A 13,000-nucleotide genomic window follows, 5' to 3' on the forward strand; every position below is an offset into this window, starting at 1 on the left:
CTCATAATGCTGACGGTCTATAATTGCATCGTAAACCAACACAATCTTTGGCTGGTCCTTCTGGCCGGCACCATTTGCCTTATTGCTTCTATAAATGCCGTCAGCCTCCTGCGTCACACGCGCCAGGCCAAAAACCTCATGCGCCTATCGTGGATTGCCATATGTGGCACCTCCTTCGGCTTCGGCATCTGGGCCACGCATTTCGTTGCCATGCTCGCTTTCTCGCCCAATGTTCCAAGCGCCTATGATGTGCCTCTTACCCTTGCCTCGTTGCTGATTGCGGTTGCTGCCTCCGCGCTTGGCTTCGGCACGGCCACCAGCGGCACGACCCGCGACCACCACCTGGTCGGCGGCGCGATCACCGGTGCAGGCATTGCGGCGATGCACTATACCGGCATGGCCGCATTCGAAGTGCAGGGCCGCCTCGTCTGGGACGAACGCTTCATCGCCGCATCACTGGTACTCGGCGTCACATTGGGTGCCATTGCAACCCATACGGTTCTACGCAAGTCCAACCATCGTGGCCGCAGCACGATCATTGGCGCCCTCACCTTCACACTGGCCATCTGCTCGATGCACTTCACCGGCATGGGCGCGGTCTCGATCATACCCGACGGCTCCATCGAAATTTCGCCAAGCTCCATTCCCGCCGAATGGCTGGCAGGCGGCGTGGCAGCCGCAGCATTCACGATCCTGGCTTTGACAGCCGTTGCCCTTTGGCTCGACATCCGCGACGCCCGCCGCGTCCAGATGGAGGAGAACCGCATGCGCGGCCTTGCCAATGCAGCCGTCGAAGGGCTTCTCGTGTGCGATGGCACACAGATCGTGACTGCCAACAACGCTTTCAGCACCCTGTCGGGCCGTGACGACAATGCCCTGCTCGGTCAGGATTACACGTCACTTTTCGGCGAGATGACCCAGGTTGCCGAGGCGGATGAAGGCCAGGAGCCGATCTACGAAACCCTTCTCAACCACGCCGACGGCAGCAAACGCCCGGTAGAGATCATCCTGCGCTCGATCGACTATTTCGGTCGCCCGCACCGTGCTGTCGCGGTGCGAGACATTCGCGAACGCAAGGCTGCAGAAGACAATATCCGCAAGCTGGCCATGAACGACACGCTGACCGGCCTGCCCAACCGTCGAAGCTTCAATGCGCGCCTGAAAACCGAGATGGATGCGACGCCGGAAGGCCAGTCCGTCGCGGTCCTTTGCATGGATCTCGACCGCTTCAAGGAGGTCAATGACCTCTTCGGCCACGCTGCCGGTGACGCCATGCTGTGCAAGGTCGCCAAATGCGTGGAGAGCGTTCTGGAAGACACCCATCTTGTGGCACGTCTGGGCGGTGACGAGTTCGCCATCATTGCACCGGGCATCGCAACCCCTAACGATGCGGGCAGGCTTGCCGAAAAGATCCTGGAAGCATTTCGCGAAGCCAATCGCAGCGCCACCAGCGAAGGCCTCATGTCCACGAGCATAGGCATTGCGCTTTACCCGCAGGATGCGACGGATCAGGAAACCCTTGTCAATTACGCCGACACGGCACTTTATCGCGCCAAGTCGGAAGGCAGAGACACCTACCGCCTTTATGACCATGAAATGGGCCAGGAGGCGCGTGCCCGCCGCATCATGGAGCACGAGCTGCGCCATGCGGTTTCCCGCAAGGAGTTCAGCCTGGTCTACCAGCCGCAAAAGAAGCTCGATAGCGGAGAAACCATCGGCTACGAAGCCCTGCTGCGCTGGACGCATCCCGAACGCGGCAATGTCTCGCCCGGCATCTTCATTCCGGTTGCGGAGGAAAGTGGCGCAATCGTGCAGATCGGCGAATGGGTCCTGCAGGAAGCCTGCCGCACTGCTGCCAAGTGGAACGAGGCCCTGACGGTGGCCGTCAATGTCTCGCCCGTCCAGCTTCACAGCCCCCACTTCGCACTCACGGTGCACCAGATCCTGCTCAATACGGGCCTCGCACCGCAGCGCCTCGAGCTGGAGATTACCGAAACCGCACTGGTTCGTGACATGCATCGTGCCCTGGCAACCCTGCGTCAGCTCAAGGGTATTGGCGTGCGCGTCGCAATGGACGACTTCGGCACGGGCTACTCGTCGCTATCAAATCTGCGCGCATTCCCGTTCGACAAGATCAAGATAGACGGTTCCTTCATCCGCCAGGTCGACACGAACCAGCAGGCTGCGACCATCGTAAAGGCCGTTCTTGGCATCGGCCGCGGCCTCGGCCTGCCCGTTCTGGCCGAAGGCGTGGAGACCTCGGGCGAACTGAAATTCCTCGCCGACGAGTTCTGTCAGATCGGCCAAGGCTACTATCTGGGAAGACCGGCAACACTGGAAAATATCGAGAAGGAAGTGGCTGCCTGACGAAAGGCGCTCTTGCTAGAAAATATCCGGCCCGATGAGGCCGGATTTTTTTGTTCCATGAAGCGTAGCGCTCTAGCGCAGCATGTTCTTCACGATACCGCTTGCCTTGCCCACATCCATGCGGCCGGGAAGCTTCTCTTTCAGCGCATTCATGCAGCGACCCATGTCGCGCAGACCGCCTGCACCGACCTCGCTGACCACTTCTGCGCAAACCTGCTTAAGCGCATCCTCGTCAAGCTGCTTGGGCAGGAATTCGGCAATGATGCCGATTTCCTCGCGCTCATGCTCGGCCAGTTCGAGACGGTTGCCCTCCTCGAACCCCTTGGCCGATTCCTTGCGCTGCTTGATCATGCGCATGAGGATCTCAGTGATTTCCTCATCGCTGACCGGGTCTTTGCCCGCGCCACGATTGGCAACATCACGGTCTTTGATAGCCGTCTGGATCAGGCGCAGCGTTGATATGCGCCTCTTGTCCTCGCTCTTGACCGCTTCTTTCAACGCCTGTGCGATCTGCTCGCGCATGGCATTCATCTCCCGTCACAGCCGCGAAGATACCGCTGACTGCCTTTAGAGGCAAACCGAATCTGGTTCATTTAAGTGGCTGTAATTCTTTGCTTATGTACTCGTCCAACATTCTGCCCGGATCAATTGACCGCAAGTTAACCTTCGTCTATTGTCCGCGCCCTGCATGGACATGAATGAAACGCGCTTCACCGGTCTCAGGTTGCCTGCTTCCGGCTTGATGGCGCGAGCCCGCGGCGCCATATGGCTTGTTGCGGTGCAAAATTCAAGCCCGGCACCGGCTGCGCGCATTTAGCATGGAGATAATGATGGCGACCACAACCGCGCCCTGGGGCGAAACGAAACCGACTGCGCTCTTGGTCCTTGCAGATGGCACAGTGATCGAGGGCAAGGGCTTCGGAGCGACCGGCAGCGCGACCGCCGAAGTGTGCTTCAACACCGCCCTCACCGGCTATCAGGAGATCCTGACCGACCCGTCATATGCGGGACAGATCGTCACCTTCACCTTCCCGCATATCGGCAATGTGGGCACCAATGAAGAAGACATCGAAGACCTGAACCCGGCCGCTCGTGCGGGTGCTGTCGGCGCCATTTTCCGCGCGGACATGACCGAGCCTTCCAATTTCCGTTCCGCCGAGCATCTAGACGCATGGCTCAAGCGCCGCGGCATTGTAGCACTTTCGGGCGTTGATACGCGCGCGCTCACAGCACTTCTTCGTGAAAAGGGCGCCGCCAATGCCGTTATCGCCCATTCGGCAGACGGCAAGTTCGACATCGAGGACCTGAAGAAACAGGCCCGCGAATGGTCGGGGCTGGAAGGCCGCGATCTCGCTCGCGACGTCACGTCCGGCCAGTCTTCCACCTGGACGGAAACCCCGTGGGTGTGGAATGAAGGCTACGGCGACAATGCGGAACCGACCACCCATATCGTAGCGGTGGACTATGGCGTCAAGCGCAACATTCTGCGCCTCATTGCAAGCCTCGGCGCCAAGGTCACGCTCGTCCCTGCAACAAGCAGCGCCGATGATGTTCTGGCTCTCAAACCCGATGGCATTTTCCTATCAAACGGCCCCGGCGATCCGGCGGCAACGGGTGAATATGCGGTGCCGATGATCAAGGAGCTTCTGAAGGCGGACATTCCGATCTTCGGCATCTGCCTCGGCCATCAGCTTCTGGCACTGGCGCTCGGCGCAAAGACGGTGAAGATGCATCAGGGCCATCACGGCGCGAACCACCCGGTCAAGGACCACACCACCGGCAAGGTGGAGATCGTCTCCATGAACCATGGCTTCGCGGTCGACAGCAACTCTCTGCCCGAAGGCGTTGAAGAGACTCATATTTCGCTCTTCGACAATTCCAACTGCGGCATCGCGCTTGTCGGCAAGCCGGTCTTCTCCGTGCAGCACCACCCGGAAGCTTCCCCCGGCCCACAGGATTCGCACTATCTCTTCCGCCGCTTCATGAATCTCGTGCGCGAGCGTAAGGGCGAACCGGCCCTGGAAGAACGCTGATCCAGAATACGAAAAGGGCGGCTCTCGGGCCGCCCTTCTTGTTTCTGCACCAGTTATCGATCAGCTCGACAAGCGCAGTTTCACGATATCCTCGCCAATGCGCTCGAAGACATTCTTCAACTGGCTGCGCGATGGCGCGTCGAAGAAATGACCGGGCGAGCTGGCGCATTTCTGCAGCATGTCACCTGTGGCACGGTCAGGCTCCTCGAGACGGATCGTATAGATGATCGTCCCGTCTTCCTTCGCATTGGTACAGGCTTCCAGCGTCTTCTCGTTCATCTTGTTGCGCGTGATGCTTGAGCCGCCAACGGCACCCAGGCGACCATCCACCACATAGCCGAAGCTCGAATATGAAGAGCCGTACGCGGTATTGCGATTGCCGAAATTGTTCGCGCCGTCGGTCAGCACCACCATGATCTTTTCGATCTTGCCGTCACTACCCTGTTTCGGCCGACCTTCCGAGAAAGGTTCATGCGGAGAGAGCACGCGCTGCCCCCAGGTCACACCCTCAAGAATATTGGTCGTTCCGCTCGCATTGAACTCACGCACCTTGCGCTTCAACTCACCGTAATTGCTGGTAAGCGGCGTGATCGGCTCTACGTCACAGCGGAAATTCGGTCCTCGACCACCGTCGGTGCGGATCTTGGGTCCGTTGCCACCGTCGACTACGTCCGATCCGTCGCCACCGCCGCCGGGAATCTTTTTGTCGTCATCGTCATCGTCATCGTCTCCCAGTGGCACAACACCTGCTAGAAGATGCTCCGCCTCATATTTCAGCTTGATCTTCAGCTTCTTGGTCTTCTCGCTGTTATCCAGCACATCAAGCTTCTTGAGCAGCGACGGGTCATCGATATAGTTGTTTTCATATATCTCCCACCTGCCCCAGCGATCATCCGGCTCATCGATGGCGAATGTCGGTACAAAGTAGCTGTTCTTGTCACGCTTGGTCGGTTGCGTGTCATCCACATCATGGTTGCCCTTGCGGGTCGGATAACGCGTCTCCACGCATCCTTTCCACTTCTGACCGAGGTGATGATAAAGCTCGAAGCGGCTGAGACCGGGAAGGAGCTCGCGTTCCGGCAGTTCCACCTTCCCCTTCAAGTCGAGCCAGGGAGCCCCGGTCCCCTTTTTGATCTTGCCCTTATCGTCGAACTCGGGCCCATGTTCGGGTCCCACATTCACGAATGTGGCGAAAGGAACGAGCGAAAATTTCAGCTTGTCGCTGTCTTTCACCTGCCCCGACATATCGTCGATCATGCCCACGACTGCATCCTTCATGCTCTGCAGCTTGCCGCCCCGCATGGAGCCGGTCGTGTCGAGCACAAGTGCAACCTCGTACGAAGCATAAGCAATGTCGGCAGTGGATGCGGCTGCGACCTCCTGCTTGTCGATCCCGAAGATGCCGCCAAAAGCGAGGTCCGCATCAACATCTGCGGTCATTGTAACCGATGTGCCTTTGCGCACGATTTCGAGATTGCGATAGGCGTTGCCGATATTTCCCGTCATGTAAGCACGTGCAATCTCACGCGCCTGCGCATCGGAAATATCTTCCCCCTTCTGCGCCACGGCCAAAACGGCGGCATCCAATGCCTGCTGCAGTTCCGCTCGCAGACGGCTCATCGTCGCATAATCGACAGCCAGACCGGCAGCACCAACAAGTGGCACTACGGCGATTGCCGTCATCATGGCGAAGTTGCCTGCACGGTTTGAAAGGAAGCTGCGCAATTTACGCGTCAAGCTGCGTCGAGAGAGTGTTTTCATGGCCCCGCATCTCCTAAGACTACCTCTCAGGCTAGCAGGCAGGCCTTAAAAAACCGCTCAATCGGATAGTTAAACTTTTCGCTACCCACAAACTACTTGCGGCGCGCAATATTACGCTTGTCTGGGCCGCACATTCTTGCGCTTCTTCCTCAACGGAAACGCAGCCAACTTTACAACACAGAACCCGACCACAGCTCCAATAAGCGCCCAGATGAGCCCGTGAGGCGTCAGGGGCACCGCCGGCTCGAAATCCAGCCACGCATTTTGCATCAGCTTTCTGTCCGGTACCCTCAAAAGAGCTGCAGGCCGGAAGGCGGGTGGCAGCGCAGAGAAATGCGCAGCCTGCTGTTCGAGATTCTCATGACGCTCGAGCACATTGCGCATGGATATGCCGCGATCTCTCAGGAAATTCTCCTGTGAGTTCACATATAGCTGCAGAGCCTCCTCGCGCTGCAAACCGTTTTGCGCCGCATCTGCATCGAAACGCTCGACGACCGCACGCATCTCGTCCAGCGCACCATGGAGGCGCTGACGATACTGCTGCGAGAACTCCGGCGCCTGCGATGTGACACCACCACCGGCAATGGCAGCCGCCAAAGCCACCACACTGCTTGGTTTCATCTCGGGCTACTCCCTCGCTGAAGCCCCCGCCTCACCGATCAGATCGGATTGTTGAATGTATCGCAAGATTGCAGGCGCCCGCTCTCCAGTCCGCGCGCAAACCATTCCTTGCGCTGCTCGGAAGTGCCGTGATTGAAGCTTTCGGGAACCACATAGCCTTGTGTGCGGCGCTGTAGCGTGTCGTCGCCGATTTGGTTCGCCGCATTCAGCGCCTCTTCGATGTCTCCTTCTTCCAGAAGCCCCTTCTGCGCGGTGTAATGCGCCCAGATGCCAGCGAAACAATCCGCCTGCAGCTCAACGCGAACCGACATTGCGTTGGCTTCAGCCTGGCTCATGCTCCGACGCATCTGGTTGAAGCGTGGCAGAATGCCGGTAATGTTCTGCACATGGTGTCCCACCTCATGCGCAACCACATAGGCCTGCGCAAAATCACCCGAAGCACCGAACTTGCGCGCGAGCTGATCGAAGAAGCTCAGATCGAGATAGACCTTGTTGTCACCCGGACAGTAGAATGGACCTGTCGCAGCCGACGCAAAACCGCATGCCGACTGCACCTGGTTGGAAAAGAGAACCATGTTCGGCTCTTCATAATCCATGCCCTGGGACTGGAAGATGCCGTTCCAGACATCCTCGGTCTCAGCCAGAACCACGCTGACAAACTGGCTCATCTCATCATTTGCCGGGGTGGACTGCTGCCTTGTTTGCGTGGGCGCGCCCTGCATCGTGCCACCCGACAGCATTTCCAGCGGATCAATGCCGCAAGCGCGCAGGACGAAGAAAAGCACCACCAGCATGATGATGCCGGAAAAACCGCCACCGGCCCGGCGTGAACCGCCCATGGGAAGCCTTATGCGCCTACCCCGCCCAAGCCCGCCGGGAAACATGCCCCCGCCGCCGCGCCCTCTGCGGTCCTCGACATTGCTGCTTTGACGGCGGCCTTTCCAGCGCATCGGTGTCTCCTGCTAAATTAGGCATCCCAGCTTAGGGAACATTCGGGCTATGAGCCACAAAGAGATTACATCTGTCTGAAGACAAGCTTCTTTATCAAGGCCGGTTCCCGAAAACCGATGTCACTGGCCCCGCTGCTTGATGGCTTCCGCCCATTCGCTATGGCGCTCGGCCTGCCCCATCAGCCAGTCCTTCAGCGCGGCAACGGGCGGACGCATGGGCTGACGGGCGGTGGAAGAGATGTAGAACGCCTTGCGTCCGGGCATGTCTGGCCCGCAGGGGCGCACCAGGCGCCCGGCGCGCAACATGGCAGCCGCGGTCACATCGTCACCGATTGCCACCCCAAGCCCACGCACCGCCGCATCCAGGCTCAGATAGGTGCGGTGAAACGTCAGATGGCTCTTGGCATCCTTCACGCTCGCCCCCTTGCGTTTCAGTGCCTCATCCCAGGCACTCATGCCGCGGTCATGGATGAGCCGGCAGCATGTCGGGCCACCCTCACGCACACGGCTTTCAAGCTGAGGCGCACAGACGGGAAATGACGTGAAGTGGAGGAAGAGCTCGCGGTTGAAACCGGAAACATCCAGCGGACCCCAGGTGATCGCGATATCTGTGTCGGGCGCGATGGTGCGCGGCGGCTCCGAATATGAGCGCAGCTCAAGCTGGATATCCAGATCATCCAGCGTGTTTTCCTCCAGAAGCGGCATCAGCCACAGAAGCGCGAAATCCGAGTCGCATTCCAGCACCACCTTGCCCTTGGCATCTCGCGTGGCCTTCGTGCCGGTCTCGATCGAGATGAGCATGAGCGCGTCTGCCACGATCTCCGCATAACGTGACCCCGCAGGCGTCAGCGCCACCTGCCTGTGCCGCCGCTCGAAGAGCTCTACGCCAAGCTCCTCTTCAAGATTCTTGATGTAGCGGCTGACGGAAGCATGGGTGACGTTGAGTTCGTCCGCAGCCCGCGAGAAGCTCTGGTGGCGTGCAGCCGCGTCAAAGGCACGGACCGCGTTGAGGTTGGGAAGCCTGCGTTTCATGAGCGTCATGTTAATTCACATCACACAAAGAGACAAAACTTTTCTATTGTGTACACGCGCAACTGAACTATATGGAGACTTAAGCATCGGCCACCGGAAACGGCAGGTACGAGCGAATTCTTGAAAACCAAAATCTGCGCCGATCGGGGCGCGTCATCCACTGGCCTGCTTTCCAAGCGGGCGGTGATGTCGCTCCTGCCGGATTCGGCATAGGAGGTTCCATGTCGCACTACACTTTGGGCACGGGGTCGAACCCTCAGCTGCACAAAATCGCCCGCGCGGCCAACAAGGAGCGCTCCGCTGCCTTCCGCGCCGCTTTCACCGGCCTGTCCCGGGCATTCGCGCGCCTTGCCGCGCCCCGCCGCCTGCCACAGGCCTCATAAGCTCCCAAGCTTGGACCGCAAGTTCAAGTGCCGCGCCCGCCGAGCCCCCTGCCCGGCGGGCGCCTTGCGTTTCGGGCCTTCGCGAAGTGCCAACCCGAAACCGGCTCCATTGTCCTGTTCATCAAGGGCAATTTCCTCATTTTCGGGGTTACGTTTCGCGTTTCCTTTGCCTATAAGGCCCGCCTAGCCTGACAATTCATCAAACGCCTCCGGCCTCCCCGCGCGCTCGCACGGGAGAAGCTTCGGAGCCGCACGCACGAACGGGAATAATTCCATGCCAAAACGCACCGACATCAAGTCGATCCTGATCATCGGGGCCGGCCCCATCGTCATCGGACAGGCATGCGAGTTTGACTATTCAGGCACACAGGCCGTCAAGGCACTGAAGGAGGAAGGTTACCGGGTCATCCTGGTCAACTCCAATCCCGCCACCATCATGACCGATCCGGAACTGGCTGACGCCACCTATGTCGAGCCGATCACCCCGGAAGTGGTCGCCAAGATCATTGCCAAGGAACGCCCCGACGCGCTGCTGCCGACCATGGGCGGCCAGACGGCGCTCAATACTGCGCTGTCGCTGCGCCGCATGGGTGTGCTCGAGCGCTACAATGTCGAGATGATCGGCGCTCAGCCGGACGCCATCGACAAGGCCGAGGACCGCTCGCTCTTCCGCGAGGCCATGGCCAAGATCGGCCTGGAAACTCCGCGCTCCATGCTCGCCAACGCTTCGGACGTGAAGAATGCCGACCGCCAGAAGCATGAGGCGCGCCGCAAGGAGCTGAAGGAAAGGCTCTCCGGCAGCGAACTCGACGATGCGCTGGACGAACTCGAAAACGAGTGGAATCTCGGTGAGACGGATCGCAAGCAGCGTTACATGAACCACGCCATGGCGCTTGCCGCCCAGGCGCTGGATTTTGTCGGCCTGCCCGCCATCATCCGCCCCTCCTTCACGCTTGGCGGCACCGGCGGCGGCATTGCCTATAACCGTGAGGAATTCTTCGAGATCGTACAGTCCGGCCTCGACGCCTCCCCCACCACCGAGGTTCTGATCGAGGAATCGGTTCTGGGCTGGAAGGAATACGAGATGGAGGTCGTGCGCGACCGCGCCGACAACTGCATCATCGTCTGCTCCATCGAGAATGTGGACCCGATGGGCGTTCACACCGGCGATTCCATCACCGTCGCGCCAGCGCTCACGCTGACCGACAAGGAATACCAGATCATGCGCAACGCCTCGATTGCGGTGCTGCGCGAGATCGGCGTCGAAACCGGCGGCTCCAACGTGCAGTTCGCGGTCAATCCGGAAAATGGGCGTCTCGTCGTCATCGAGATGAACCCGCGCGTTTCCCGCTCCTCCGCCCTTGCCTCCAAGGCAACCGGCTTCCCGATCGCAAAGATTGCTGCCAAGCTTGCCGTCGGCTACACGCTGGACGAGCTTGAAAACGATATCACGGGCGGCGCGACCCCGGCCTCTTTCGAGCCGTCGATTGACTATGTCGTCACCAAGATCCCGCGCTTTGCCTTCGAGAAATTCCCCGGCTCCTCCAACACGCTCTCCACCGCCATGAAGTCGGTCGGCGAGGTCATGGCCATTGGCCGCACCTTCGCCGAGTCCTTCCAGAAGGCGCTGCGCGGTCTGGAAACCGGCCTCACCGGCCTCGACGAGATCGAGATCCCCGGCTACGAGCCCGATGGCGACCCGTCGGAGAACAAGAACGCCGTTCGTGCCGCACTCGGTACCCCAACGCCCGACCGTCTGCGCATGGTCGCCCAGGCCATCCGCATGGGCTGGTCGCTGGAAGACGTGCACGCAATGTGCCGCATCGACCCGTGGTTCCTGGAACAGATCGCAGCCATTATCGAGATGGAAAAGCGCGTGCGCGAGCATGGCCTGCCGCAGGATGCAGCCAATCTGCGCATGCTCAAGGCCATGGGCTTCTCCGACTCCCGTCTCGCCTCCCTCGCAGGCACCGAAACGGAGAAGGTGGCAGCCCTCCGCGACAAGCTCGACGTGCACCCGGTCTACAAGCGCATCGACACCTGCGCGGCCGAATTTGCCGCCCCCACCGCCTATATGTATTCAACCTACGAAACGCCCTTCGCGGGCGAACTGGCCGATGAGGCACGCGTTTCCGACCGCAAGAAGGTTGTCATTCTTGGCGGCGGCCCGAACCGTATCGGTCAGGGCATCGAGTTCGACTATTGCTGCTGTCACGCAGCCTTCGCACTGGGTGATGCGGGCTATGAATCCATCATGGTCAACTGCAATCCGGAGACCGTCTCCACCGACTACGACACCTCCGACCGCCTTTATTTCGAGCCGCTGACGCCAGAGGATGTTCTGGAGATCATGAAGGCAGAGCAGAAGGCCGGCACGCTGCACGGCGTCATCGTCCAGTTTGGCGGCCAGACGCCGCTCAAGCTTGCCGACGCGCTTGAAAAGGCCGGCATCCCGATCCTCGGCACCGCGCCCGACATGATCGACCTGGCCGAAGACCGCGACCGCTTCCAGAAGCTTCTGACCAAGCTTGGTCTCAAGCAGCCGAAAAACGGCATCGCCTACTCCGTCGAGCAGGCGCGCGTGATCGCCGCCGAACTCGGCTTCCCGCTGGTCGTGCGTCCGTCCTACGTGCTGGGTGGCCGCGCCATGCAGATCGTCCACGACGAGAGCCAGCTCCAGACCTACCTGCTGGACACGGTGCCGGGCCTCGTCACCGAGGAAATCCGTCAGAAATACCCCGCCGACAAGACCGGCCAGATCAACACGCTCCTTTCGAAGAACCCCCTGCTCTTCGACACCTATCTGACAGAAGCCATCGAGGTTGATGTCGACTGCCTGTCCGACGGCGAGAGCACCTATGTCTCGGGCATCATGGAGCATATCGAGGAGGCCGGTATTCACTCCGGCGACAGCGCCTGCTCGCTCCCCGTCCACTCGCTGGAGCCGGAACTTGTCGCCGAACTGGAACGCCAGACGGCAGCCCTTGCCAAGGCGCTCAATGTCGGCGGCCTGATGAATGTCCAGTATGCCGTGAAGGATGGCGAGGTTTACGTCCTCGAAGTGAACCCGCGCGCCTCGCGCACCGTGCCTTTCGTCGCCAAGACCATCGGCCGCCCGATCGCAAAGATCGCGGCCCGCATCATGGCCGGCGAAAAGCTCGACGACGCCTTCAGCCCCTATGGCACGAAGCAGAATGCGCGCGACCTTGGCCATATCGCGGTCAAGGAAGCCGTCTTCCCCTTCGCCCGCTTCCCCGGCGTCGACACGCTGCTTGGACCGGAAATGAAGTCCACCGGCGAGGTCATGGGCCTCGACCGCGACTATGCGCTGGCCTTTGCCAAGGCACAGCTGGGCGCTGGCGTTGACCTGCCGCGTTCCGGCACGGTCTTCGTCGCCGTGCGCGACGACGACAAGCCGCGCGTCCTGCCCGCCGTCAAGCGTCTGGCAGAACTCGGCTTCAAGGTCATGGCCACCTCTGGCACCGCCCGCTTCCTGCGCGAGAATGGTGTGGAAGCCGAGAAGATCAACAAGGTTCTGGAAGGCCGCCCCCATGTGGAAGACGCCATCCGCAACCGCCAGATCCAGCTCGTCTTCAACACCACCGACGGCCAGAAGGCGGTCTCGGACTCCAAGTCCCTGCGCCGCGCAACCCTGATGCAGAAAGTGCCCTACTACACCACCATGGCCGGCGCCGAAGCCGTGGCCGAAGCCATCGCCGCCCTCAAGGCCGGCAGCCTGGAGGTAAGGCCGCTGCAGGGCTATTTTGGGTGAAGCCCCTCCGCTACTCGCTCCACAACCAGAGGGACATAAAAGACCCTAAAGCGCCACTGGACAAGAAGGTTATTTACGCAC

The 13,000-nt window shown here is 60.2% G+C and carries 9 protein-coding genes; 4 read left to right on the top strand and 5 right to left on the bottom strand.

Going from position 1 to position 13,000, the window contains the following annotated elements:
- The first annotated feature begins 6 nt into the window (after positions 1-6).
- Positions 7-2,367, top strand: a complete 2,361-nt coding sequence (locus tag WA367_RS11705; protein ID WP_336056909.1) for a bifunctional diguanylate cyclase/phosphodiesterase — start codon at positions 7-9, stop codon at positions 2,365-2,367.
- A 72-nt stretch (positions 2,368-2,439) separates the two neighbouring features.
- On the opposite strand, the gene WA367_RS11710 is transcribed toward WA367_RS11705, so the two are convergent.
- The gene (locus tag WA367_RS11710; protein ID WP_336056910.1) at positions 2,440-2,889 is read right to left on the bottom strand and encodes a GatB/YqeY domain-containing protein; all 450 of its coding nucleotides are present in this window, start codon (positions 2,887-2,889) and stop codon (positions 2,440-2,442) included.
- 308 nt (positions 2,890-3,197) lie between these two features.
- Between WA367_RS11710 and carA the strand changes: the two genes are divergently transcribed.
- Positions 3,198-4,400, top strand: coding sequence for a glutamine-hydrolyzing carbamoyl-phosphate synthase small subunit (gene carA, locus WA367_RS11715; RefSeq protein WP_336057120.1), 1,203 nt, complete (start codon positions 3,198-3,200; stop codon positions 4,398-4,400).
- Positions 4,401-4,460: 60 nt separating this feature from the next.
- Here carA and WA367_RS11720 read toward each other — a convergent pair whose 3' ends face one another.
- The 4 genes from WA367_RS11720 to WA367_RS11735 form a co-directional block, all read right to left on the bottom strand.
- The gene (locus WA367_RS11720) at positions 4,461-6,161 is read right to left on the bottom strand and encodes a TadE/TadG family type IV pilus assembly protein (protein WP_336056911.1); all 1,701 of its coding nucleotides are present in this window, start codon (positions 6,159-6,161) and stop codon (positions 4,461-4,463) included.
- A 111-nt stretch (positions 6,162-6,272) separates the two neighbouring features.
- On the bottom strand, positions 6,273-6,782 hold the full coding sequence (locus WA367_RS11725; protein WP_336056912.1) for a DUF2937 family protein: 510 nt from the start codon (positions 6,780-6,782) through the stop codon (positions 6,273-6,275).
- A 38-nt stretch (positions 6,783-6,820) separates the two neighbouring features.
- Entirely contained in the window at positions 6,821-7,732 is a 912-nt protein-coding gene (gene ypfJ / locus WA367_RS11730; protein ID WP_336056913.1) for a KPN_02809 family neutral zinc metallopeptidase, read from the bottom strand.
- Between the two features lie 120 nt (positions 7,733-7,852).
- Positions 7,853-8,773, bottom strand: a complete 921-nt coding sequence (locus WA367_RS11735) for a LysR family transcriptional regulator (RefSeq protein ID WP_336056914.1) — start codon at positions 8,771-8,773, stop codon at positions 7,853-7,855.
- A gap of 212 nt (positions 8,774-8,985) precedes the next feature.
- Between WA367_RS11735 and WA367_RS11740 the strand changes: the two genes are divergently transcribed.
- Together WA367_RS11740 and carB are read left to right on the top strand one after the other, a co-directional pair.
- Entirely contained in the window at positions 8,986-9,147 is a 162-nt protein-coding gene (locus tag WA367_RS11740; RefSeq protein ID WP_336056915.1) for a hypothetical protein, read from the top strand.
- A gap of 274 nt (positions 9,148-9,421) precedes the next feature.
- A complete protein-coding gene (carB, locus tag WA367_RS11745) occupies positions 9,422-12,919 on the top strand; it encodes a carbamoyl-phosphate synthase large subunit (protein ID WP_336056916.1) in 3,498 nt (1,165 codons plus the stop codon).
- Positions 12,920-13,000 lie beyond the last annotated feature (81 nt).

This window comes from Nitratireductor sp. CH_MIT9313-5, assembly GCF_037029545.1.
Classification (GTDB): Bacteria; Pseudomonadota; Alphaproteobacteria; order Rhizobiales; family Rhizobiaceae; genus Chelativorans.